Here is a 25,526-nt window from a genome sequence, read left to right on the forward strand (position 1 = left end):
TCATTAAAAATTCTAGATATTTAATTAATAGCAGCAAGATTCAGAAAGTGTCCAATATTAAGCAAAAAATCACTTATCCATCTCATATTTCTGATTTATTGCTACGGCGCGGTGGAAAATAATCAGAGAGGGCCAGTGCCTACATTAAAGATAAATTGATGTTTATGGGCTGAAATCTTTAATGTGAATCCATTCAGCAAAATAATGAATGACCGTCATTTCTCACTGAGGAATCATTATTGGTAAGATTTATTTTTCAAATGAATTGCAGCTATTCCTAAGGCGATTAGCGCTAATAGCGCGGCCACCCGATAAGTCAGCTGCATGCCGCGAGTGATATCTGCGGCTGTGGCTAACGCGGTGTTTTGTGAGGCTGAGGCGGAGAAGAAAACGGCCCCCATAACCGATGCGCCAGTAATCAGACCCAGGTTGCGGGAAAGATTCAGCATGCCAGCAGTCACACCGCGCTGATCGACGCCAACAGATTTAATTAATAGCGTGTTGTTGGCAGTTTGAAAAATGGCATAACCTGCAGTAATTAGGCAGACAGGTACAACATAACCGAAAACCCCCGCAGTAGGTGTGATTATGGGCAGTACCATGGTACCGGCGGTGATTCCCGCCAGCCCGACAGTAACCATAGTGTTAGCGCCCAGTTTATCCACCCAATAACCCGCCGGAATACCGCTTAGCGCCGCGATTATCGGGCCAACAGACAGGGCTAATCCGACCCATTGCGCAGGCAGACCGAGTGCCGATGAAAGATAAAATGGCCCAACAATAAGGGTCGCCATCATGATGGTGGTGACTAATGCGCTCATGATTAACCCATTACGCAACACAGGACGGCGCAACATCGAAATGTGAATTAAGGGAAATTTAGCGCTCTTTTCTACCCAGAAAAATAATCCAAGGCCGGCAATGGCTCCCCCGAGTAAGATAAAATTGAAGGCGCTGAAGATACCCTGTCCCAAGGTCATGGCGAGGGCATACAGTGCAAGGATTAGTCCCAATAGCAGCATTCCGAGAGGGTCAAATCCTGACGGGGATTGAGGTGACAGTGTAACGATTTTAGGTAGATAGCGCGATACTAACCACAGAGCTAATAGCGCTAAAGGTATATTTATCAGGAATATAGCTGACCAACCAAATCGGGAGATTAGTATGCCGCCGAGCGAAGGGCCAAGTGCCGTACCGATAGCGGATACAGTGCCGAGCAGCCCCATAGCTCGCCCTGTTTTTCCTTGTTCTATCGTCTCACTCACCAGTGCCAGAGTCAGAGTCATCATGGCTGCAGCCCCCAACCCTTGTAAGACACGAGCGGCGATCAATATCCCGATAGTCGGCGCAAATGCGCACCCTAGGGAGGCCAAAGCAAACAAACCAATTCCGCTTTTTAGCAGTTGGCGTTTGTCGGTGATATCCCCAAGGCGACCAATACTGATAGCCGATGTGGTCACTGCCAGTAAATAGGCTAAAACCACCCATTGCACCTCTTGAAAAGAGGCACTGAAAGCTTGTGTCAGGGTGGGTAATCCAACATTAGCAATGCTGGTGGCGAGTGACGAAAGCAACATCGGTAGTGAGAGGCTGATCATTTTTTGCCGCAGACTGCTGTTGTCAGAACGGTATAAATTGGTGCTGTTAGTATCAATTTTCATTTATGAGGCACTCCTGAAAGACATTAACAGGAGACTATGGCATTGCTTCATAAGGCGGAAGACGCACTGAATGCAGTTTATTCATGCATCTAACGCCATGTCATAATCCTGTGCTAGAGTCAGAACATGACAAAACCTGATCTCAACTTATTATTCACACTCAATGTCCTGCTGGCGGAAGGCAGTGTGGTGGGGGCCGCGCAACGATTGGGACTGAGCCCATCAGCAATGAGCCGGGCGCTGGCAAGATTACGTAAGACGACGGGCGATCCCTTGCTGGTGCGGGCAGGGAGGGCATTGGTTCCTACACCAAGAGCGCTTGAATTACGTGAACAGGTCAGCCAATTAGTACAGGATGCAACATCTGTTTTGCGCCCTGCGGAGAAACTGGATCTGGCTCAATTGACCCGAGTTTTCACCTTGCGAACCAGCGATGGTTTTGTTGAAAATTTTGGCGCGGCACTATTAACACGAATCAGCCAGGACGCAGCGGGCGTGCAGTTGCGTTTTATGCAAAAACTTAATAAAGACAGCCTGTTACTCCGTGATGGTAGTGTCGATCTGGAAACCGGGGTAGTCGGTTCTGCGGCCAGCCCAGAATTGCGCACGCGAGCGCTGTTTCGTGATGGTTTTATTGGTGTGGTCAGGGCGGGGCATCCCTTAACCGAGGGGGAGATAACGCCTGGTCGCTATGCCGCTCAGCGGCATATTATTATTTCGCGGCGTCAGGGCCATAAAGGGCCGATGGATGATGCTTTGCAATTATTGGGGCTGGAAAGAAATAGGGTCACTTACGTTGATAGCATTTCAACTGCGCTGGCTTTGGTGAAAGATTCCGACTTAGTTGCCACCGTCCCGGCACAACACACGCTGAATTTGCGTCGCGGCATGTTTAGCTTCCCACTGCCGATAACTTCGCCATCCATTACTATCTCTATGCTATGGCACCCACGAATGGATGCCGATCCTGCCCATCGTTGGTTGCGGCAATGTGTACTAGATGTTTGCCGTAATGATTCTCAGGGCAACCCATGACGGGCCACCCTGAGGAACAATATTAACTAGAAGCGCGGTATTGCCGTGCCCCAGTTACGCCAGTCTTTCGGCTCTTCGGCATTCAGTAAGAAATGCTGATTTATATTGGCTTTCGGGGCCAGTGGGGTGGTCGGTGGGGTAGCAAAAGCAATACCGCCGCGAATAAATTGCTGGAAGGTGCCGCTTTTCACTACGCCGCCAGTCAGACCGAATTCGAGGTTATAGCCTGATGCCAGCCAGAACACTGTATTCTGCCGGACTAATTGCTGGAATTTCTGACTGATACGGAGCGAGACTTGCACTCGGTCAGACATGGCCCCCAGATTGAATCCAGTGACGGTACCGACCTCAAGCCCACGGAACAGCACCGGAGTGCCAACTTGTAACGATCCAGCTTCCGCAGTATCAAGAATAATGCTCAGGCCATCAAGATAACGAGAATCAGTAATCGTTGCGGTTTGTAGCTCAAAGCTGCGCAATATCCCGCCTTTACCCGGCTCTACATTAATGTAGGGCTGGAACAGCGTATCGAGGTTGTTCACCCCTGCGGCGGAAATCTCCGGTGAAACAATTGAGAAGCGAGTTCCTGCCCGGGCAAAACTCTGCACATATTCAGGATAGAGCACGGCTTTGGCTAACACTTCATTGCGCTCTGGTGCCAATTTGAGAGATTCAACTTGACCAATATTGATACCCAGATAGCGAATTGGCATGCCTGTTGCCAGTTTGCTGGCATCAAAAGTGCGCAAGATAATCTGGCTACCCACAGCGCGAGCGGCGGTTTCATTGCCATAAAGTGTTCGTTTGGCCCCTTTATCTAGCGTAACCCCTTCAAGGTTATCAAAGCTGATAGCCCCTTTTAGTGCCCGATTGAGTGGCGAGGCTTGTACAGTCAGACCACTGCCGTTCAGCTGTACTTTCGCCCCGCCTTCGGCCCAGAAAATACTCTTATCAGTGAGCAGGTTGCGGTATTCTGGCTGGATATAAACATCCACCTCAAACTCATTGGCTTTCGGCCTGACGCGGGTAATTTCACCAACCTGAAACTTGCGATACAACACTACGGAGCCCGCTTGGACATCAGGCAAGCTGCTGGCGGTGAGTGTTAATGTGGTGGCTGGGCCGTTACCTAAAATTCCGTCAGTGGCTTTTTCCACACTGCTATATAGCGGATATTTACCCAGCGGTTCACCTTTACTGCCCGGTAGAATCAGAATGCCGCCATCAACCCACTCTTGCGCACTGGCACCTTGCACTTCAATCCCGTCAATACCGAGTTTGACGTCAATGCGGCTATTCACCACGAACTTGCTGTCTTTGTGCACTAAATTCCGGTATTTCGCTTCAATTGCCGCAGTGAAGTTTACGCCATTGGCGGATAACTCGCGGGTTAATACCTGACCAATCTTTACGCCATGCAATGAGATAGGCTGGCCAACATCAATGCCATAGCTTTGTGGCGCGGTTAATTGTACTTCCAGCACATTGGGTTGCTGTAACAGACTTTTGCTGCTGGGCAGGACGGTAAAACGCTGTTGTGGTTCACCTTCTCCGGGGATGAGCTCCAATGTATTGCCAGTCAAAAGCTCACTCAGGTTGGCATTATTAAGACTAATTCGTGGGCTATTCATTTCAATGCGAGTACCGGTACGCATTAAATCGACCACTGATGGATCAATGGTGAGCTCGCCAGTCACTTTACTGTCCGGCTGGAGTGTCATTTTAGTCAAGGTACCTACTTGTAACCCTTGATAAATCAGTGGGGTGCGGCCTTCACTCAGGTTATTTCCATTAGGAAGGTCCAAGGTGATCGCCACGCCACGCTGGCTATGTGCCAGATCAGAATAGAGCTGGAAAGGCTGGTCTGGCTTTGCATTTTGACTGTTGGGTGGTGAATCAAAAGCAATCGCGCCGTTAACCAATGCGGCCAGACTTTCCATTTGCACCGACGCGCCACTCAGGCTGAAATCACCTTTGAAACCAGAGACATTCCAGAAGCGGGTATCATTTTTAACCAGCTTGGCAAAGCGTCGGTCAATCAACACGTCAATAACTACGCCGTTATTATCAGGCGCAATATTGTAATCATAGACTTTCCCCACCGGGATTTTACGGTAATAAACCAGTGAGCCGTTATTCAGGGAACCCAGATCCGGCGCATGTAAATGAATCATTAATTCGCCGGTATTCATGCGAAATTTGGGCTGGGTATCCAGCGCGGTAAAGTGGTTCTGAGGTTTGCCTTCGCCCGGCATCATGCCGATATAGTTGCCTCCGACCAATGCATCCAGCCCGGAAACCCCGGCTAATGAGGCTTTTGGGGTCACCAACCAGAACTGAGTGCCTTCACGCAGTGAATCTTCCATATCATTTTTGATACTGGCGACAACTTTAATATTACGCAGGTCATCATCCAGACTGATGGATTGCACCATCCCGACTTCAACACCTTGATAACGAATCGGCGTTCGCCCAGCGACAATCCCGGCGGCAGATTGAAAATCAATCGTCACCTCGGTGCCGCGCTCTTGCCAATTGTTATAAACCAGCCACCCGGCAATCAGCAGGGCGATAAAAGGCAGCAACCAGAAAGGCGATATCCGGCGTTTATGTTTAATTTGTGCCTCAGTCGGTGTACTCGGCGTTTCCTGTTGCATGTGCATCCCAAATCAATCGGCTATCCAGCCATTCAACAGCAAGGATAGTCAAAATAACCGCAGACCCAAAATAGAAGGCTGCTGGCCCCATAGTGAAAGAAAGGAGCTGATCACGATTAATCAGCGACATCATTAGCGCAATAACAAAGAGGTCCAGCATCGACCAACGGCCAATCCAGGTAATCAACCGCAGCAACCGCATGCGGGTTTTCAGACTGTGCTGGGTCTTTAGATGGATACTGAGCAGCAATGTTATCAAGACAATGACTTTAGTAAATGGCACCAACACGCTGGCGATAAATACCACGGCGGCTATTGGTAAATTACCCGAGGAAGCCAAGGAGACCACACCAGAGAAAATAGTATCCTCCATGCGCGTGCCGTTAGCATAAACAATTGATATCGGCAGTAAGTTGGCGGGAAGCAACAATATAATAGAGGCAATGAGCGCCGCCCAGGTTTTTTGGATGCTATGACGCCGGCGGTGGCGCAATGGGGTATGGCAACGCGGGCAGCGCCCCAAAGCATCAGGATGCCCGGTATATTGGCAAGACAGGCAAACTCGCAGTGTTTCTCTTGGGCCGGGAGTCTGCTCTTGCGGATAAAACCGCTCCCACAACTGTTCCAGATTCAGGTGCACCAGCGCCAAAATGCTGAGCAAGGTGAGTGTCAGGTATGCGATCAATCCAGTACCCGGCATGACATCGGCATATTCTTTGACTTTTATACAGGCCACTACCATGCCGATAAGATAGATATCCAGCATGACCCACTCTTTTAAGCGCTCCAGCATCAGCAATATTGGGCGCAGATTCATGCCAATCCGGCTGCCGATGCGTAGATAGAGAATAGAGATGGTTAGTGTAATGGGCGCACCCAGAATACAGAATGCCACCATGCTGGCAGTGATAGGGTCACCCTGGCGACTCATTTGCCAGATCCCTTCCAGCAAACTGGCATCAATGCGCGTACCAAGTAGGCGGATAGTAATCAGCGGCTCGGTAAAAGCGAATGGCATCAGTAACAGCATGGCGACAGCTATTGCGGTCAGCCGAGTTAGAGACCAATCGCGCCCGCTGGTAATTTTCGCACTGCAACGTGGGCAATACGCGGTTTGCTGGCCATTGAGGGGCGGCAAACTAAATAACGCATCACACTGGCAGCAGCGTTGAACTCGTGCCGTGGATAAAGGGCGTTGAATGGCATGTATCTTCATTATGTAAAACCCTGACACCGACACCGGTTTATAAATAATAGCGCGGATGGTAGCAGAGCAATCACTCAAAACAAGGGGCAAAAAGGGTCAAACTGACAATGTTGATAACTCTTTTGCTTCATTAGCGCGGAATAACCTTGTAGCCAAGAGCATTTAATGATTATTTTATATAAGCTACGCATAACTATTGCCTCTGGCTATTCTTAGGTTTCTAACGGTCATTACATGAAAAAAGCAGAATTCTACGCGGAATTAAAACGTGATTTGAGTGCCCTGATTGCCGGTGAAACCAATTTCATCGCTACATTGGCTAATGCCAGCGCCTTACTTTATGAACGCCTTGATGGTTTAAATTGGGCTGGATTTTACTTGCTTGATGGTAAGCAACTGGTGTTGGGTCCTTTTCAGGGGAAAATCGCCTGCGTGCGTATTCCGGTCGGGAAAGGCGTATGTGGAACTGCGGTCGCAGAAAACCGCGTTCAGCGAGTCGGTGATGTGCATGCATTCCCCGGTCATATCGCCTGCGACGCCGCCAGTAATGCTGAAATTGTGCTGCCAATCACAGTTCAGGGGAAAGTTATCGGCGTTTTGGATATCGACAGCATAGTTTATGATCGCTTTGATGAAGACGACGAATTGGGCTTAACCTCAGTCGTGGCGGGGCTTTGCGAGCATCTGGAGCTATGTGACAGTTCAAAATATGTCACACAGACTGCAAGTTGATATACGGATAACGTGGCAATTGCTGATGGCGTCATTATAATGACGCCTGTTCATGCCTGCGCTGGTTGGCAAACCCGTTGTAATCAGGAAATTTCATGGAAAATCAACCTAAGTTGAACAGTAGTAAAGAAGTCATAGCCTTTTTGGCTGAGCGGTTCCCGCTTTGCTTCACCGCCGAGGGCGAAGCACGTCCACTGAAGATCGGTATTTTTCAAGATCTGGTCGAACGTGTTCAGGGGGAAGAGAATTTAAGCAAAACGCAATTGCGTTCTGCGCTGCGTCTCTACACCTCAAGCTGGCGTTATCTTTATGGGGTCAAAGTCGGTGCTGAACGTGTTGATTTGGATGGCAACCCTTGTGGTGTGCTGGAAGAGCAACATGTCGAACATGCCCGCAAACAGCTGGAAGAGGCGAAAGCCCGTGTTCAAGCACAACGTGCTGAACAACAAGCTAAAAAGCGCGAAGCTGCCATTGCTGCGGGTGAAACCCCAGAGCCACGTCGCCCACGTCCGGCAGGTAAAAAACCTGCGCCGCGTCGTGAAGCGGGTGCCCCTGTGGAAAACCGCAAGCCTCGTCAGTCACCTCGCCCGCAACAAGCTCGGCCACCTCGTCCACAGGCTGAGGAAAACCAGCCACGCCCTGTGCCGGTCACAGATATCTCTAAACTGCAAATTGGTCAAGAAATCAAAGTCAGAGCAGGTAAGAGTGCGATGGACGCAACCGTATTAGAAATCGCTAAAGATGGCGTACGGGTGCAGCTATCTTCCGGTCTGGCGATGATTGTGCGCGCAGAACACTTGCAGTTCTGATACGGAGGCCAACCTAGGCATGAACAATTTTGTCAGACTAACAGCAATCGCAGGCTTGTTACTGGCGGGGGCGAGTTACGCGGCCGATACAACTTATCGCATCGATCAACTTCCTCAACTGCACCAGGAACCAGAGCATGCAACCGTGAGTGAGCGCGTAACATCGCGCTTCACTCGCTCTCACTATCGTCAATTTGCATTGGACGATCAGTTTTCAGCCAAGATATTTGATCGCTTCCTCAACATGCTGGATTACAGCCATAACGTGTTGTTGGCATCAGATGTGGCACAGTTCGCGGATAAAAAACATTCGCTGGACGATGAGTTAAAATCAGGTCAGCTAGATACGCCGTATGCGTTGTTCAATTTGGCGCAAAAACGTCGTTTTGAACGCTATCAATATGCATTGTCAGTGTTGGATCGGCCAATGGTCTTTACCGGTAATGACACCATTGATATTGATCGCAGCAAAGCCCCGTGGCCGACCAGCGAAGCCGAGCTGAATAAGCTTTGGGACGCTAAAGTTAAATATGATCAGCTTAATTTGAAATTAACCGGTAAAACGGATAAAGAGATCAAAGAAACGCTGACGAAACGCTATCAGGCAGCCATTAAGCGTTTGACGCAAAGTAATAGCGAAGACGTCTTCCAGTTGATCATGAATGCGTTTGCTCACGAAATCGACCCCCATACCAATTACCTCTCGCCACGTAATACTGAACAGTTCAATACCGAGATGAGCTTGTCTCTGGAAGGTATCGGCGCAGTCCTGCAAATGGATGATGATTACACGTTAATCAACTCTATGGTTCCAGGCGGCCCAGCGGCGAAAAGTAAAACTATCGCGGTAGGTGATCGAGTGATCGGCGTTGGTCAAACGGGTAAACCGATGGTCGATGTGATTGGCTGGCGTCTTGACGACGTCGTCGCGCTAATCAAAGGGCCGAAGGGCAGTAAAGTGCGTTTGGAGATTTTACCTGCGGGTAAAGGGACGAAACCTCGCACTGTGACACTAACTCGCGAACGTATTCGTTTAGAAGACCGTGCAGTGAAAATGTCGGTGAAAACTATCGGCAAAGAGCGTGTCGGGGTATTGGATATTCCGGGTTTCTATGTTGGCCTGACTGAAGACGTTAAGGTGCAACTACAGAAGCTGGAAAAACAAAATGTCAGCAGCATTATCATCGACTTGCGTAGCAATGGCGGTGGCGCACTGACAGAAGCCGTCTCTCTGTCTGGTCTGTTTATTCCGAGTGGTCCAGTGGTCCAGGTTCGGGATAACAATGGCAAAGTACGCGAAGACAGTGATACTGACGGCGTGGTGTACTACAAAGGCCCGCTGGTGGTATTGGTTGACCGCTACAGTGCCTCTGCTTCCGAAATCTTTGCTGCGGCAATGCAGGATTATGGCCGTGCACTGATTGTCGGTGAGCCGACCTTTGGTAAAGGTACAGTGCAACAGTATCGTTCACTGAATCGTATTTACGATCAGATGCTGCGCCCTGAATGGCCGGCCTTGGGTTCACTGCAATACACTATCCAGAAATTCTACCGGGTAGATGGCGGCAGTACTCAGCGCAAAGGTGTTACTCCGGATATCGTGATGCCAACAGGTGTTGATCCGGCGGAAACGGGTGAAAGCTTCGAAGACAATGCCTTGCCGTGGGACAGCATCAATGCTGCCAGCTATACCAAGACGGGTGATCTGAAACCGTTGGAGCCAGAGTTACTTAAAATTCATGCGGCGCGTATCGCTGCTGATCCTGAGTTCCAGCATATTCAGCAAGATATTGAACGCTATAAAGCACTGAAAGATAAGAAAAACATTGTCTCTCTTAATTACGCTCAGCGCGAGAAAGAGAACCATGATGATGATGCCACACGCCTGAATCGCTTAAATGAGCGCTTCAAACGTGAAGGTAAAAAGCCACTGAAGTCATTGGAAGATTTGCCAAAAGACTATCAGGAGCCGGACCCTTATCTGGATGAAACCGTGCATATCGCATTGGATTTAGCGCATAAAGAAAAAGCACAGCCACAAGTTGAGCCTCAACCCGCAACAGCGGCGGCAACAACTGCAAAATAATTGCGGCTGATATTAATAATCCGGGTTCTATTGAGCCCGGATTTTTTTTTGCTTTTTTTATGGCGAAGCTAATGAGTTGGCGAAAAAATAGCAGAATATGTAATAAAAAGTATCCAAATTTGTAAAGTTATGTTGATTTACTCTCTTAGAACTTAACAAGCCTTGAAAATTTATCAGATGCCCATACGATCAGCATATCTCAGCAGTAATTTGGCTAAGTCATCATTCAGTTTTATAGCAATTATGACTTAATACCTATTTTGACTTAATGCAGTGTCGATTTAGTACAATCGCCAATTAACACAATAAGGAAATAAATTTTTATGATGCGTATCGCTCTGTTCCTTCTCACCAACCTGGCCGTTATGTTGGTGTTCGGGTTGGTACTTAGCCTGACAGGTATTCAGTCCAGCAGTGTGCAGGGGCTGATGATCATGGCCGGTCTGTTTGGTTTCGGCGGCGCATTCGTTTCGTTGCTGATGTCCAAATGGATGGCTTTGCGTTCAGTAGGTGGTGAAGTTATCGAACAGCCACGTAATGAAACTGAACGTTGGTTGCTGGAGACTGTGCGTCGCCAGTCTCAGCAGGCTGGCATTGCCATGCCACAAGTGGCTATCTATCAGGCCCCGGATATTAATGCTTTTGCCACAGGGGCTCGCCGTGATGCTTCACTGGTCGCCGTCAGTACTGGCCTTTTGCAAAATATGAGCCGTGATGAGGCTGAAGCGGTTATTGCCCATGAAATTAGTCATGTGGCTAATGGTGATATGGTCACCATGACCTTGATTCAAGGGATTGTGAATACATTTGTCATCTTCATTTCGCGCCTGATTGCGCAAGTTGCTGCTGGCTTCTTGTCTGGCGACCGCGACAATGAGGGTAGCAGTTCCGGCAACCCGATGGTTTACTTTGCCGTATCAATGGTATTGGAGTTAGTGTTTGGTATTCTTGCCAGTATCATTACCATGTGGTTCTCGCGTCATCGTGAGTTCCATGCCGATGCCGGTTCAGCAAGGCTGGTGGGGCGTGAGAAGATGATTGCCGCATTGCAGCGCTTGAAAACCAGCTATGAGCCACAGGAAGCTGGCAGCATGATGGCTTTTTGCATTAACGGTAAATCTAAATCATTCAGCGAGTTGTTCATGTCGCATCCGCCGCTGGATAAACGTATTGAAGCGTTGCGTTCTGGTCAATATCTGAAATAACCAGGATAGCAGCGGAACATTAAAGTTGGTTTTAAAACTCGCGGAGAGTGTCGCAAGAGACTCTCCGCGAATGTTATATAAGGCACAACCCACCAAGAACAGGGCCATTGGCCTGATACTTCAGAAGTTATCTCCTCTCTTCAGCTCGCACCAAAGTCACTATTGCCACCCTTATTAGTCATTAAAAATAAGGAATGAGTAACAGAAAACAGTATGAATACTATTTCATATGGCTATCATGAAATTGAACATGGCCTTTAATCAAATCTACTTTATTAAGCTAATTCTATAGCACTATAAATAATATAATCATGCGTTAATTAAGGTTGAAGCATGAGTTATTTATTGAATGAAAAGTGCCAAGCTATCAGCTTCAATACTATTTAGTCGATGGCGCTAATCTTGCTATGACTTAATAATTTACATTATTTTATATGGATTAATTATGAAGAAAATTATGTCATCATCATTACTGTTATTTATGGGGGTAATTGGCAGCTGTATACCTCAGTTTGCCACTGCCGATATGTGGCGAGAGCCCACGCCAGAAATTAAGCAAGGGAAGTATTTCAGCCTGATTGTTGACCGTGGCGAATTGAAAAAAGCAGTCAAAGATTCCAATAATGAATATCTCTTTTCTGAGAAAGGGGCTGGGACTAAGCCGCTGGTGTTGGTAGGAACCGCCGTTGAAGTCGCGGAATTTCTACTTAGCAATGAAACCAGTGGGATTGAAAACCATATCGCTGATTTACCTGATATTTACATGGGTATCTCCCCCTACGTGGTCAGGCAGCGCTTTAGCGGTCTATTCCCACTTAATGATATTTTAATCGCCTCAGTTGAACAGGCACAGAAATTTTTACCTTTCGGCACCATTCTTACCGATGCAGCAGGTATTCCAAGTGACCTTAAAGGCTTGAATGATGCACTCCATCAATTAGATGCAAAACAAAAAGAAAGTGGCCCCATTCTGTATGTCAAATTCAGTTATTTACCTGAAGAAGGTATGGTTAAGATTGGCAGAAAAACAATTAGCTTTGGCAAGATATTAAAAATCATGAAAAATAAATGATAAATAACTTATTTAAATAAATATCTGTCGCGAAAAATAATATTCTGGCGAGTATTACTTGGCATTGCTTGGCAGGATAATAACTAGGGAATTTATTATAGTAATAATATATAAAGATAAATAAAACCCCCGCATCGGCGGGGGTTTTAGCATGACAATAAGGTTAGCTCCGTTTTTGGCTTACGCGCAATAAACTGACCAATGCCGCGATACTGGCAAAACATCCAGCCAGAACCAGCGAAGCATGAGTTCCACCGGTTGAAAACATATTAAACATCAGCGCAACCAATGCCGCGCCAGTTGTTTGCCCCAATAGTCTTGCCGTCCCTAACATCCCGCTGGCACCACCACTGCGCTGCTGCGGGGCTGCGGAAATAATAGTGTGGTTATTAGGCGACTGGAACAGACCAAAGCCAGCTCCACACAACACCATCCGCCAGATGATATCGATATCACTAGGGTCAGCGGGTAATATTGCCAACAGGAATAAACCACTGGCAAAGACCGCCAGACCAATCCCACCCAGTAATCCAGCATGGTAGCGTTCAACCAAGCGCCCTGCGATAGGCGCGACAACCATAGTGGCCAGTGGCCATGGTGTTAGCAGCAGTCCGGTGGCGACTTCATCACGGCCCAATACGCTTTGTAAGAAAAATGGCAGTGAAACCATTGCCAGCATTTGTGCGGCGAAAGAGCAAATTGATGTGCCGATTGATAGTGCGAAAATGGGAATGCGCAGCAAATCAACCGGAAGTAAAGGGAAGGGCTGGCTGAGTTGGCGGCGCACAAAGAAGAAGCCGATAAGCAGTAATGCGATGACTTCGGCAGCAATCAGTGTTGGGCTTTCTCCTTGGGCAAAACCGCTGATAGCGGTGATCAGTAGGCCAAATGTCAGTGCATTCATTATGCAACTGGTCATATCAAAGCGATTGCCATTACTTTTCATGTTATTGGCGGGTAAGTACTTCATACCTAGTCCCCATGCCACTAACCCGATGGGGACGTTAACCGCAAACAGCCATTGCCAGGATGCAACCGATAATATGGCGGAGGCAATGGTGGGGCCAGCCGCGGCAGAAACCGCCACGATCAGTGAGTTTATACCGATACCTCGGCCCAACTGTGCCCGCGGATAAATAATGCGAATCAATGCAGTATTGACACTCATCAGTGCCGCAGCACCGAGCCCTTGCAGTACTCGGGCAAATGTCAGTGTCCAGAGAGAGTCCGACAGGGCACAAAACAGTGATGTGATACTAAATACCAATAGACCGGCCTGATATACCCGCCGATAACCAATGATGTCACCCAGCGAAGCCATAGAAAGCAGTGATACGGTAATGGCCAACTGGTAGGCATTTACCACCCAGATAGATGTAGCGGGGCTGGCATTCAGGTCACGAGCAATGGTTGGTAGCGCGACGTTAGCAATAGTGCCGTCCAGCACGGCGATCGTAATACCTAAAGCGATAACCAGTATTGCAGCATAGCGCTGAGGAATCGGCATTCCATCTGTTGCTGATGGGTTCATAGGTTTTATCTGTAAAAATAATAAGGTAGGGGAATTTTTCTATGCTAACGATTATTGTGCTTGAATGCATCCCTACAAGCAGGGTTATTTGTAAAAGACAATTATTTTCAAAAAAGAGTACATAAATTGCTATCAAAGCAAGATTAACAGCCTGATAAGGACAGTAATTTGTGTAAATCAGTAAAAACAGAACCACGATCACGGAAAAATGAAACATCGTTTCTATAATGTGAGATAGTATTAGCCGAACAGGTTCCCCTGCGGGCAAATTTTAATTCTCTGATGATTTTAAGGACTTTCCGGATGGCCAAAGGTAAACAAATCCCCCTGACATTTCATACTTATCAGGATGCCTCTACCGGTGCACAAGTGACACGTCTGACGCCTCCTGATGTGACTTGCCACCGTAACTATTTCTATCAAAAATGTTTCACCCGTGATGGCAGCAAACTGTTGTTTGGCGGCGCTTTTGATGGCCCGTGGAACTATTACCTGCTGGATCTCAATACTCGGGTGGCAACACAACTGACAGAAGGGCGTGGCGACAATACTTTTGGTGGTTTCTTATCACCGGATGACGATGCGCTGTTTTATGTGAAGGATGGTCGCAACCTGATGCGCGTTGATCTGGCCTCTTTGGCAGAGAACGTGGTTTATCAAGTGCCGGAAGAGTGGGTTGGTTATGGTACTTGGGTCGCAAACTCAGATTGTACCAAGTTAGTGGGTATTGAAATTAAGCGTGAAGATTGGCAACCGCTGACTGACTGGAAAAAATTCCACGAGTTCTATTTCACGAAACCCTGCTGCCGACTGATGCGTGTTGATTTAAAAACAGGTGAGTCAGCGGTAATTCTGCAAGAGAATCAGTGGCTTGGTCATCCAATTTATCGCCCATATGATGACAATACAGTAGCGTTCTGCCATGAAGGTCCACACGACTTGGTTGACGCACGTATGTGGTTAATCAATGAAGACGGCAGCAATATGCGTAAGGTGAAAACCCACGCCGCAGGCGAAAGCTGCACCCATGAATTCTGGGTACCAGATGGTTCCGCCTTGGTGTATGTCTCTTACATGAAAGGCAGCCCGGACCGCTTTATTTACAGTGCAGATCCAGAAACATTGGAAAACCGCCAACTGACCTCAATGCCAGCCTGTTCTCATCTCATGAGTAACTATGATGGCACTCTGATGGTTGGTGATGGTTCTGATGCACCAGTAGATGTCCAAGATGATAGCGGCTATAAGATCGAAAACGATCCTTTCCTCTATGTTTTCAACATGAAAAATGGCACTCAGCATCGTATTGCTCGCCACGACACTTCATGGAAAGTATTCGAAGGCGATCGCCAGGTAACACATCCGCATCCTTCCTTTACGCCTGATGATAAACAAGTGCTGTTTACATCTGACGTTCACGGTAAGCCGGCATTATATTTGGCCACATTGCCTGAGTCGGTCTGGAAATAGTTGAATTTTGCACTAGCCTCTTTCATGGAAAGAGGCTAATTTGCTGTCTGCAAGGCTTTTATCCGATTATTCACATTGGTTTATTGCACAGTCTCGCGACTTCCCTTTATAATAAAACCACTGTTCTATTTTTTTTAAAACATATTGTTTTATGAAACACAGAAAACTGAGTAGGGTAACCAAACAATGGCTATTGCAGATCTAGATAAACAGCCCGACTCTGTTTCGTCGGTTCTGAAAGTTTTTGGCATCTTACAAGCATTGGGCGAAGAACGGGAAATTGGTATTACCGAACTTTCTCAACGTGTAATGATGCCTAAGAGTACAGTATACCGCTTCCTTCAGACCATGAAATCCTTGGGCTATGTAGCACAGGAAGGCGAATCAGAGAAATACTCCTTAACGTTGAAGTTATTCGAGTTGGGAGCTAAAGCACTACAAAATGTCGATTTGATTCGTAGCGCTGATATACAAATGCGTGAATTATCCAATGAAACTCGTGAAACTATTCACTTGGGTGCTTTGGATGAAGACAGCATCGTTTATATACATAAAATTGACTCTATGTATAACCTGCGGATGCATTCTCGCATTGGGCGTCGTAATCCACTGCACAGTACGGCCATTGGTAAAGTGCTGCTGGCATGGCGTGACCGTGGTGAAGTAGAAGAAATCTTGTCTCACATCGAGTTTACCCGCAGTACCAAACATACTTTGGGCAGTGCCGCAGAATTGTTGCCAGTGCTGGATAAAGTTCGTGAACAAGGTTTCGGCGAAGATGTTGAAGAACAAGAAGAAGGTCTGCGTTGTATCGCTGTCCCTGTTTTTGACCGCTTCGGCGTGGTGATTGCCGGGTTAAGTATTTCATATCCAACATTACGTTTTTCTGAAGACAGTAAGAGCGATATTGTGAAATCTTTACATCGCGCAGCGCGCAATATTTCAGAACAGATGGGTTATCGCGATTATCCTTTCTGAGGAAATTTCTAATTAGGGTAAATACTGTATAATTATTGGATATTTGTAATCAGCTGTTAATTATAACTATTTATTCCTTTCCATCCCATGCGGCTCCTATAATCAGGGGCCGTTTTTATTGACAATCATACCTCATGACGGCAACGTCAAGGCACTTAGTGTATAAGTCTTCTCAAATCTTAATAGTTATTATTTAGAAACATTGTTTATAGTTCATTTAGTTCTGCTGGGTCACTATAACCGTGCTTAAGCATATTATAGGGAGAAATATGATGAGGAAGTTATTAAGCGCCGGGATATTACTGCTGCTAGCCGGTTGTAGTAGTTCCCAACGTGACAATCAGCATAAATTGATCGATCGGGGTGATTATAAGGTTGATACCAGTATGCCTTCGATTGCCCAAAATGAACGAGTACGGTTCTTGGTACTTCATTATACCGCGATAGATGATGCTGAATCATTGAAGGTACTGACGCAAGGACAGGTCAGCGCCCATTATCTGGTAAAAACACATCCTGACACTCTTGATGGTAAACCTGTTGTTTTGCAATTGGTTCCCGAGTCTCAGCGTGCCTGGCATGCCGGTGTTAGTGACTGGCACGGGCGTAGTAGCCTGAATGATACCTCGATAGGTATTGAAATCGTTAATAAGGGCTTCACTGAGAAGATGCTGGGTAGGGAGTGGTACCCTTACAACGAATCACAGATTAAACTGATTGAGCGGCTAACTAAGGACATTGTTGAACGTTATAATATTGACCCAACTGATGTTGTTGCTCATAGCGATATTGCCCCTCTAAGAAAATCCGATCCCGGTCCACTATTCCCTTGGCAGCGTTTGGCACTGCTTGGTATTGGTGCGTGGCCAGATGACGCAACGGTCACAAAGTATATCGATGGTCGCGATAAGCGAGATATGGCTTCAGTCAGTGTTATTCAGCAGGCGCTAGCTCGCTATGGTTACCAAATCCCCCAGAGTGGTGAGCTGGATGATGAAACGAAGCAAGTCATTAAGGCTTTTCAGATGCATTTCAGAGCGCAAGATTTCAGTGGCGTACCTGATGTAGAGACGGAAGCTATTGCACTCGCGCTAGTGGAGAAATATCGTCCCCTGCATACTTGACGCTACAGGGGTGTTGGCTGCTTTCACTCGTACATGAGTAAGCTCATCGGGACTTGTTCACTTGCCGTCTACCTGTAGCTCCAATGACTTTGGGGATGTTCGCTGTACTTGAAACTGCAAGATGGATGTCGCTAGAAATAAAAAAGCCCGTCACTTCTGACGGGCTTGCTCGGGTTATCACTACTCAATACATCAATGCTTACTGATGGGCTAAATCGCCATCATCATCACTATTAAGAATTTCTTTATCTGTTTGTTTCATTAGCTGGCTGGTAACAGTACCAGCAGTCATTGAACCGCTGACATTCAATGCGGTACGGCCCATATCAATCAATGGCTCAACCGAGATAAGCAGCGCAACCAATGTGACGGGTAAGCCCATCGCAGGTAAGACAATCAGTGCGGCGAAGGTCGCGCCGCCGCCGACACCGGCAACACCGGCTGAGCTGATAGTGACAATCCCGACCAGTGTCGCAATCCATATTGGGTCCAGTGGGTTAATGCCAACAGTCGGTGCCACCATGACGGCCAGCATTGCAGGGTAGAGCCCCGCGCAACCATTCTGGCCGATAGTCGCACCAAAGGAGGCGGAGAAACTGGCAATAGACTCGGGCACACCTAAACGACGAGTTTGTGCTTCCACATTCAGCGGAATGCTGGCTGCGCTAGAACGGCTGGTGAATGCAAAAGTCAGCACTGGCCATACTTTACGGAAGAATCTCAGTGGATTGATACCGGTGAAAGACAGCAACAGCGCGTGCACCACAAACATAATGGCCAGGCCCAAATAGGATGCAACAACAAAACTACCCAACTTAATGATGTCTTGAATATTAGAGCCAGCAACGACTTTGGTCATCAATGCCAACACCCCATAAGGGGTCAGTTTCATGACCAGACGCACGAGCTTCATCACCCAAGCCTGGAGGGTATCAATAGCGACCTGAACACGTTGGCCTTTCGCCACATCATCTTTCAGCAATTGCAGCGACGCCACACCAAGGAAGGTAGCAAAAATCACCACACTGATGATTGATGTTGGGCTAGCACCGGTTAAATCGGCAAATGGGTTTTTCGGAATGAAGGACAGAATCAACTGAGGTACTGACAGGTCAGTCACTTTGCCAAGATAATTACTCTCTATCGCACTCAATCGCGCTGATTCTTGTGTGCCTTGCACCAAACCTTCAGCAGTTAAGCCAAACAGATTGGTGACCAGCACCCCGACCAATGCCGCAATTAATGTGGTAAACAATAAAGTGCCGATAGTCAGAACACTGATTTTACCCAGTGACGAAGCATTATGCAGTTTAGACACGGCACTTAAGATAGAGGCAAATACCAGTGGCATAACAATCATTTGCAGTAACTGTACATAGCCATTGCCGACAATATTAAACCAAGTGATAGACTCTTTCAGTACTGGATTATCTGCACCATAAACCCATTGCAACCCCAGACCAAACAGCACACCTAGCCCCAGACCAACCAAAACTTTTTTAGCCAGACTCCATTGCTTATGCCGGGTTTGTGCCAACAGTAATAGCAGTGCCACAAATACCAGCACGTTAATCACAAGCGGTAGGTTCATCCCCAAATCTCCAAATTATTATTTTAAATACTGGCTACGCACTCTATTTCTATTTTTTATAGAACAGAGCCAGATACAGTCAATTATGTCATTAGCCGTGTATGGTAGCAGTTACCCCATGGCTCACTTATATCCAAAAAGAATTGTTTATAAATTTTTGCCATGATTTGTATAGAATGTATTCAGATTGGTTATAGTTTGCTCATTAAAGTGTGATCACAGTCTAAAGTTTTTCAATTGCTCCATATAGGATAGCAGCGGAATTGTCGTGTCAGTCTGCCAATAGACGGAAAAACAAACTAATAGCACACATAATACTCGCTCCAATTGATTGCCTTTCTGGGGCCGCAAGATAGGGATAGAAAAACGCCAACGGCAAGGCCAGAGGAGGGGGACTCCGGCGGGCGTTATCATGTCGGCTAATAGATGACTAAAATAGCCAATAATCATGGCGTGAAATACATCTGGGGGAACAATCCAATCCCGTGAAATATCCATTTGGAAAAGGGCAATACCACCAATCACCGCCAACAGACTATGGGTAAAGCCGCGATGACCAAATGCGCGAGCAATAGGGGTTGAGATCCACTTCAGCCGCTGACCTAAGATAGACTTTGGATGATCAATATCTGGCAGCAGGGAAGTTAGCAGGGCGCCAGGTATAATATGCCACCAGTCGCCATGTGCCAGTTCAGGGGTAAGACCGACTTTTTTGGCAAAAATAACGCAGGCGACAGAAAAAATAAGGTGTCCTTCCCCTGTCATACTTGAATTCCGAATCTGTAGCTGTTGATATATCCAGTATATGAGATTTATCTCGCTTTAGATAGCCGTTACGCTGTAACTAAATGTCTCATTTTTCTCTGGCTGAGAGAGGTAAATTCCGCTTTGGTATTCAGCTGTGTGATATCTGTGCTGCGGGGGAAATGTAGGGGACGAGGCGCGAGGTGATTGACTGGATATTGGGGCCCTGATTACGCGGCTTAAAAAAGGGGAAAAGCGACCGGGAGTCAACTTTTCCCCAAAGTAATACGGGTATGGGCATAATTTAACAAATAATGATGAGGGTACTTATAACGACACGTCTATTTACAAGGCCAAAATTAGAAGCTGTACTGCACACCTACACGATAACGAGTTTGACGCTCGTCAGTGGTTTTGCTACCTGCCACGTTGCCGATTGCAACATAAGGCTTCCAGTTTTTATCCCACTTGTAAGCGACCTTCAGGTCATGGCTCCACTCTTCTTTCTCTTTATTTGCCAGAATTTCGTCTTCAGATTTCTTGTAGTTCAATTCATATTCAGCTGAATAGTCTTTCAAGAAGTTATAGGCAAACAGCATGGTGAACTCGTGGCCCTTCTCTGTTTGTTTGGTTTGAGCTGGCTGGTTACGTTTGTAATATGGGCGATAACGCAGTGAGGTTGAGAAATCATCAGTAAAGGCGACTTTACCACGCAGGTAAGGGCGGTAGTTGTTAGAGTCTGAAGTTGACTCTAATGAGAAACCAGGTTCCAGTGAGAATGTTTTATTGAATTGGTAAACATAGCTGGCAACCACTTCAGTACCATTACTAACATGCTCGTTGAATGGTTTATTCGGAGTTGTGTCGGAACTATGCTGGCCCCATTTCCCTTCCAAAGACAAACCAAAACCATTAGCAAAGCGATTGGAGATCAGTAAACGGTCTTTATGATCTGATTTACTGGTGTCTTTCATTTCATGTCGGTAATCAATTGTGGTTGCCACAGAACTAAAGCTAATTACAGATGCCACTGCCAGAGTCAGTAATTTAAATTTCATTTTTTATATAATCCCAGGGTTATGGTTATTTAAAGCAACAGTCATTAACAAATTTATAAAGAATCAACATACGATTGAAAAACAATTTCACGAATAAAGAAACAACGTTTCATTTGTTGTGGATGTACATTCTATTTGTATTTATAAATAATTATGTGATCCAGATCTTTGTTGATGATTAATTTTTTAAACAAATATTAAATTGTGATGTCGGTCTAATTGGTCGTTATTATCTTTATTTATAAAACGAAATAACCCCGCCAAATTAATGGCAGGGTTTATTAGAAGCTTAAGTTAAATTAAACTAATTAATTAACGCATTGCGCGTTTCAGAATACGGTCACCTTGTTTATTAAAGTATTCTGCAGTTTCTTGTACGGTCTTCTGACCATAATCAATATATTGAATTGCGTCACCGAACAGAGAAACAATTTGCGGGTCATCAAAGTATGGTGAAGTTGTCATTTTATGTGGCAATTCCAGCGCCATATTCAAGCCAGCCACAGAAGGATCTTCATCTTTAATTACACCACTAGCACGTAACTGGGTCACAGCAGCCGCACTTAATGGCACGCCGCGCTCCAGACCTAATGCTTCAACCCCTTCTTTGCTGTTTAATAAGAAGTTGATTAACATCGCACTTTCTTTTGGATGCTTGGTTGTTTTACCAATTGAAAGCATCTGTGCTGGTTTAAAGAATAAGCCGGCATCTTTCGCATCTGGCAGCATTGGGTAAGGGCCAAGATCCAATTTTGCAGGTTTGGTCAAGTTATCGGAATACTTAGTTATAGTGGAGTTCCACATATAAGTACCGGCCCACTCACCATTAATCCACGGCTTCATTTCATACATATTACTTTTGCCGAATGAGGCATAGTATTTGGTGGATGGCATAACATGACTATCTACCATGGTTTTATACATGGTAAAGAACTCAACCCACTGTTCTGGTGTGTAGGCAAATTTCTTACCTGCTTCATCAATGGTAGGGATATTGTATTTTTGGGTCATATAAGAGCGGATTAACGCTAATGTATCCTGGTGCTCTAATACCACTGGATAATATTGGTCACCCAGTTTTTCTTTAAACACTTTACCCGCAGCAAGTAATTCATCCCATGTCTTAGGATATTCTAAACCTGCTTTAGCCCAAGTCGCATCGTTGAAATAGAAAACACGCGCAGTCACAGAAATTGGAATACCATTCAACTTGCCATTAACTGTGGTTTGTTGCAATTCTTTTGGATCAAATTGTGCCAAATCTAATTGTTCTTTTACGTTAAACAGATTGTAGAAGCCAGTGCCGTCTTTAGAGAAAATAGGCAACCAGTTCCAGTTAGTCTGCATAACATCTGGCTCAGTACCACCTGCAATCTGTGTCGTCAGACGAGATAAGTGACCATCCCAGCCGGTATACTCCGATTTAACATTAATATTCGGATGTTGTTTGTGGAATTCTTCGATCGCTTTCAATGTTACCTGGTGACGGCCATTACCCCCCCACCATGACATACGTAAATTGACTTCATCCTGTGCTGCAAAAGCTTGGTGTGACAATAACGCCAGAGTGGATGCTATTAGCGTATGTAGGATCGCTTTTTTCATTAGGTACTGCTCCTGTTAAAGAGAGATATTTTTTTCTGTTTTTGCATCAAAGATATGGCATTTATCCATATCAAACTGGAAATACACGGTGCGATGCAGGCCATTTTCGATAATTGGCCGTGCTTCGTCAGACGGTAAGCGGCAGGTCAATTCAAAGTCGTCAACCTTGATATACATGAAGAATTCATGGCCCATGTTCTCCATTCGTACCAATTCACCTTGTGAGTGATTTTCGGCAAACGGCTGCATAGACATGCTGACGAATTCAGGACGTACGCCGAAGAACACTTTTTCTCCGGCGTGGGCGGCAACTTTAGCCTGCTGTTTTTCATTTAAGACCAGGGTGTATTGGCCGACGGTCAGGCCAATTTGCCCGTCTTTTTCTACCAGCGTGCTCGGTTTGATATTCATCTCCGGCGCGCCGATAAAACCGGCAACAAACATATTGGTAGGGTAGTGATAGAGATTATCTGGAGTATCCACTTGCATAATGTGGCCCAGTTTCATCACACAGATACGGTCACCCATGGTCATTGCTTCGGTTTGGTCGTGGGTGACGTAAACGGTAGTTGCTGCTTTGCCGCTTTTCTTCAGTTGCTTATGCAAATCTGAGATACGGATACGCATCGATGCGCGCAGTTTGGCATCCAGATTTGATAACGGCTCATCGAACAAAAAGACATCTGGCTTTTTAACAATGGCACGACCAACCGCAACACGCTGTGCCTGACCACCGGACAACTGACGTGGTAAGCGATCCAGCAGGTCTTCTAATTCCAAAATCTTTGCCGCTTCAGCAACTTGTGCTTCAATTTGGTCTTTTGGCAGCTTGCTTAACTTCAAGCCAAACGCCAGATTTTCTTTCACTGTCATATGCGGATATAACGCATAGTTTTGGAACACCATGGCGATACCACGAGATTTCGGCGCCAGGTTATTGACCACCCGATCACCAATTCGTACTTCGCCATCACTGATGGTTTCCAAGCCTGCCAACATGCGCAGGGTAGTGGATTTAGCACAGCCAGATGGGCCAACAATCACCATAAATTCGCCATCATGGATCTTCAAATCAATGCCATGAACCGCGCGGAAACCGTTGGAGTAAACTTTGCCTAATTTATTGAAAATGACTTCAGCCATGATAAATCCTCTATTAACCTTTAATTCCGCTGCTGGTTACGCCTTGAACGAAGTAGCGTTGAGCCAGGAAGAAAACAATGATGGACGGCAGAATGGAGATACTTGCCATTGCCAGAATTTCGTTCCACGGTGCGCCTTCGGTCACGTCAATTGACATCTTCAGCGCCAGCGCTATCGGATACTTATCTACGCTGTAGACATAAATCAGTGGGCCGATAAAGTCGTTCATTGACCACATGAACTGGAACAGAGCCACAGAGATAATGGCTGGCTTCAGGATTGGCACGACCACATACCACAACACTTGGAAGGAGTTGCATCCGTCGATTTGTGCTGCTTCTTCCATATCGCGAGGAACACCGCGCAAGAACTGGATAAGCATAAAGACGAAGAACCCTTGTGTAGCGAACGCCAGTGGCAGATACAGTGGCATGTAACTATTCAGCATGCCCATTTCACGGAACATGATGTATTGCGGAATCAATAACACAGTACTCGGCAGCAACATGGTGGTGATTAATGTTGCGAACCAGAATTTCTTCCATGGGATCTCAAAACGTGCAAATCCATAGGCCACGATAGTGGAAGAGATAATGGTCAAAATGACTTTCGGAATAACAAACTTAAAGGTGTTAAGCATGTAGTGACCGAAATTATATTCAGTACCGGTTTTCCAACCGTTAACAAAGCCATCTTGTGTCGGGTGCTCTGGCCATAATCCTAATGTGGTGAAAATTTCATTATTAGGTTTAAATGCCGCCGAGAACATCCACAGCAAAGGATAAAGCATCATCAGCCCGACAATAATCAGAACGACATAGCGGATAGCGGCACTGACTTTTGCTTTACGCAATGTGCGGTTAATTTCCGCATCAGCAATATCCTGCGCCAGATTTAATTTCTTCTGGTTGGGGTTTTGTTGTACGTCAGTCATTTTTTCCTCCTTTATCGGCGGAGTAGAAGACCCAATATTTGGAAGATTTAAATGCAATTGAGGCGAAGAGGGCGACTACCAGGAATAATATCCAGGCCAGTGCCGCACCGTATCCCATATCAAAGTATTTAAACGCTGTATCGTATATATAGAGCGAGAATAAATAGGTGTAATGGGTTGGCCCACCACCGGTTATGACATAAGGCGCGGTAAACTCTTGGAATGCCTGGGTGGTTTGCATAATAAAGTTGAAGAAAATAACCGGCGTGATCAGTGGCACGGTAACTTTCATAAACATTTGCCATTTAGAAGCACCATCAATCATGGCAGCTTCATATTGGGACTGTGGTACGTTCTGCAAAGCGGCCAGGAAGATAACCATGGCAGAACCAAACTGCCAAACACGCAGTAATGTGACCGATGTCAATGCCAGTGCCGGCTCTCCCAGCCAGTTGACTGGGTCAAGCCCAAATACACCGATGAAACCATTCAGCAAACCATCAATGGCGAACAGAGCACGCCACAAAACCGCAATTGCTACGCTACTGCCCAGAATTGACGGAATATAGAAAGCGGTACGGAAGAAGCCGATACCACGTAATTTGAAGTTCAGTACAAAAGCGATCCCCAGAGCAAAGGCTAATTTTAATGGAATAGTAAGAAACACATAAGCGAAAGTAACGCCCATGGATTTCCAGAATAAATCATCTTCAAGGAACATATGACGGTAATTCTCGATCCCGTTATAAACGGGAGGGTTCATTAAGTCATACTCAGTAAAACTGAGAAAGAAAGATGATACAAAGGGGAAAGCCGTAAATATTATCAACCCTAATATATAAGGTGATATATAGGCTAACCCCAGCATTCTGTTTTCATTCATA

At 46.2% G+C, this 25,526-nt stretch carries 20 protein-coding genes; 9 read left to right on the plus strand and 11 right to left on the minus strand.

All coding sequences use genetic code 11. The features are described 5' to 3' along the window. Window positions 1–236: 236 nt before the first annotated feature. On the minus strand, window positions 237–1,661 hold the full coding sequence (locus tag N0H69_RS13000) for an MFS transporter (RefSeq protein ID WP_050151121.1): 1,425 nt from the start codon (window positions 1,659–1,661) through the stop codon (window positions 237–239). A 126-nt stretch (window positions 1,662–1,787) separates the two neighbouring features. On the opposite strand from N0H69_RS13000, the gene N0H69_RS13005 reads away from it, so the two are divergent. Next, complete coding sequence (locus N0H69_RS13005) at window positions 1,788–2,696, plus strand: LysR family transcriptional regulator (protein WP_050151122.1); 909 nt, start codon at window positions 1,788–1,790, stop codon at window positions 2,694–2,696. A 26-nt stretch (window positions 2,697–2,722) separates the two neighbouring features. Here the strand turns inward: N0H69_RS13005 and N0H69_RS13010 are convergent, their stop codons facing one another. Further along, window positions 2,723–5,353: a PqiB family protein gene (locus tag N0H69_RS13010; RefSeq protein ID WP_050151123.1), complete on the minus strand. Its 2,631-nt coding sequence runs from the start codon at window positions 5,351–5,353 to the stop codon at window positions 2,723–2,725. Continuing rightward, window positions 5,322–6,569, minus strand: a complete 1,248-nt coding sequence (gene yebS / locus N0H69_RS13015; RefSeq protein WP_050151124.1) for a membrane integrity lipid transport subunit YebS — start codon at window positions 6,567–6,569, stop codon at window positions 5,322–5,324. Before yebS ends, N0H69_RS13010 begins: the two co-directional genes overlap by 32 nt. A gap of 225 nt (window positions 6,570–6,794) precedes the next feature. Here yebS and msrC point away from each other — a divergent pair, with 225 nt between their 5' ends. From msrC to N0H69_RS13040, 5 genes are all read left to right on the plus strand, one after another. Further along, complete coding sequence (msrC, locus tag N0H69_RS13020; RefSeq protein ID WP_050109623.1) at window positions 6,795–7,292, plus strand: free L-methionine (R)-S-oxide reductase MsrC; 498 nt, start codon at window positions 6,795–6,797, stop codon at window positions 7,290–7,292. A 95-nt stretch (window positions 7,293–7,387) separates the two neighbouring features. Further along, window positions 7,388–8,101 (plus strand): RNA chaperone ProQ, encoded by a 714-nt coding sequence (proQ, locus tag N0H69_RS13025; RefSeq protein WP_004706516.1) that lies wholly within the window; start codon window positions 7,388–7,390, stop codon window positions 8,099–8,101. A gap of 19 nt (window positions 8,102–8,120) precedes the next feature. Beyond that, window positions 8,121–10,187 (plus strand): carboxy terminal-processing peptidase, encoded by a 2,067-nt coding sequence (gene prc, locus N0H69_RS13030; RefSeq protein WP_050109622.1) that lies wholly within the window; start codon window positions 8,121–8,123, stop codon window positions 10,185–10,187. Between the two features lie 323 nt (window positions 10,188–10,510). Further along, a complete protein-coding gene (gene htpX / locus N0H69_RS13035; protein WP_050097497.1) occupies window positions 10,511–11,392 on the plus strand; it encodes a protease HtpX in 882 nt (293 codons plus the stop codon). 481 nt (window positions 11,393–11,873) lie between these two features. Then, window positions 11,874–12,464 carry a hypothetical protein gene (locus tag N0H69_RS13040; RefSeq protein ID WP_253272098.1) on the plus strand — a complete coding sequence of 197 codons (591 nt, stop codon included), beginning with the start codon at window positions 11,874–11,876 and terminating at the stop codon, window positions 12,462–12,464. 163 nt (window positions 12,465–12,627) lie between these two features. Here N0H69_RS13040 and N0H69_RS13045 read toward each other — a convergent pair whose 3' ends face one another. Further along, a complete protein-coding gene (locus N0H69_RS13045; RefSeq protein WP_050151126.1) occupies window positions 12,628–13,995 on the minus strand; it encodes an MFS transporter in 1,368 nt (455 codons plus the stop codon). Window positions 13,996–14,298: 303 nt separating this feature from the next. Between N0H69_RS13045 and ogl the strand changes: the two genes are divergently transcribed. The 3 genes from ogl (at window position 14,299) to N0H69_RS13060 (ending at window position 17,567) form a co-directional block, all read left to right on the plus strand. Continuing rightward, the gene (gene ogl / locus N0H69_RS13050) at window positions 14,299–15,465 is read left to right on the plus strand and encodes an oligogalacturonate lyase (RefSeq protein ID WP_050121228.1); all 1,167 of its coding nucleotides are present in this window, start codon (window positions 14,299–14,301) and stop codon (window positions 15,463–15,465) included. A 186-nt stretch (window positions 15,466–15,651) separates the two neighbouring features. Continuing rightward, window positions 15,652–16,443, plus strand: coding sequence for a DNA-binding transcriptional regulator KdgR (gene kdgR / locus N0H69_RS13055; protein ID WP_050109618.1), 792 nt, complete (start codon window positions 15,652–15,654; stop codon window positions 16,441–16,443). A gap of 272 nt (window positions 16,444–16,715) precedes the next feature. After that, entirely contained in the window at window positions 16,716–17,567 is an 852-nt protein-coding gene (locus N0H69_RS13060) for an N-acetylmuramoyl-L-alanine amidase (RefSeq protein ID WP_050151127.1), read from the plus strand. 199 nt (window positions 17,568–17,766) lie between these two features. Here N0H69_RS13060 and N0H69_RS13065 read toward each other — a convergent pair whose 3' ends face one another. The 7 genes from N0H69_RS13065 to N0H69_RS13095 form a co-directional block, all read right to left on the minus strand. Further along, on the minus strand, window positions 17,767–19,158 hold the full coding sequence (locus N0H69_RS13065) for an L-cystine transporter (protein ID WP_050109616.1): 1,392 nt from the start codon (window positions 19,156–19,158) through the stop codon (window positions 17,767–17,769). A gap of 216 nt (window positions 19,159–19,374) precedes the next feature. Beyond that, entirely contained in the window at window positions 19,375–19,923 is a 549-nt protein-coding gene (locus N0H69_RS13070; protein WP_050109615.1) for a metal-dependent hydrolase, read from the minus strand. 338 nt (window positions 19,924–20,261) lie between these two features. Then, window positions 20,262–20,960: an oligogalacturonate-specific porin KdgM family protein gene (locus tag N0H69_RS13075; protein WP_050109614.1), complete on the minus strand. Its 699-nt coding sequence runs from the start codon at window positions 20,958–20,960 to the stop codon at window positions 20,262–20,264. Between the two features lie 312 nt (window positions 20,961–21,272). After that, the gene (locus tag N0H69_RS13080; protein WP_050109613.1) at window positions 21,273–22,565 is read right to left on the minus strand and encodes an ABC transporter substrate-binding protein; all 1,293 of its coding nucleotides are present in this window, start codon (window positions 22,563–22,565) and stop codon (window positions 21,273–21,275) included. Window positions 22,566–22,580: 15 nt separating this feature from the next. Then, window positions 22,581–23,708 carry an ABC transporter ATP-binding protein gene (locus tag N0H69_RS13085; RefSeq protein WP_050109612.1) on the minus strand — a complete coding sequence of 376 codons (1,128 nt, stop codon included), beginning with the start codon at window positions 23,706–23,708 and terminating at the stop codon, window positions 22,581–22,583. A gap of 13 nt (window positions 23,709–23,721) precedes the next feature. After that, window positions 23,722–24,642 (minus strand): carbohydrate ABC transporter permease, encoded by a 921-nt coding sequence (locus tag N0H69_RS13090; protein WP_050109611.1) that lies wholly within the window; start codon window positions 24,640–24,642, stop codon window positions 23,722–23,724. Beyond that, window positions 24,635–25,525, minus strand: coding sequence for a carbohydrate ABC transporter permease (locus N0H69_RS13095; protein WP_050109610.1), 891 nt, complete (start codon window positions 25,523–25,525; stop codon window positions 24,635–24,637). The genes N0H69_RS13090 and N0H69_RS13095 overlap by 8 nt, the downstream gene beginning before the upstream one ends. Window position 25,526: the final 1 nt, after the last annotated feature.

Source organism: Yersinia alsatica (genome assembly GCF_025133195.1).
Taxonomy (GTDB): Bacteria; Pseudomonadota; Gammaproteobacteria; order Enterobacterales; family Enterobacteriaceae; genus Yersinia; species Yersinia alsatica.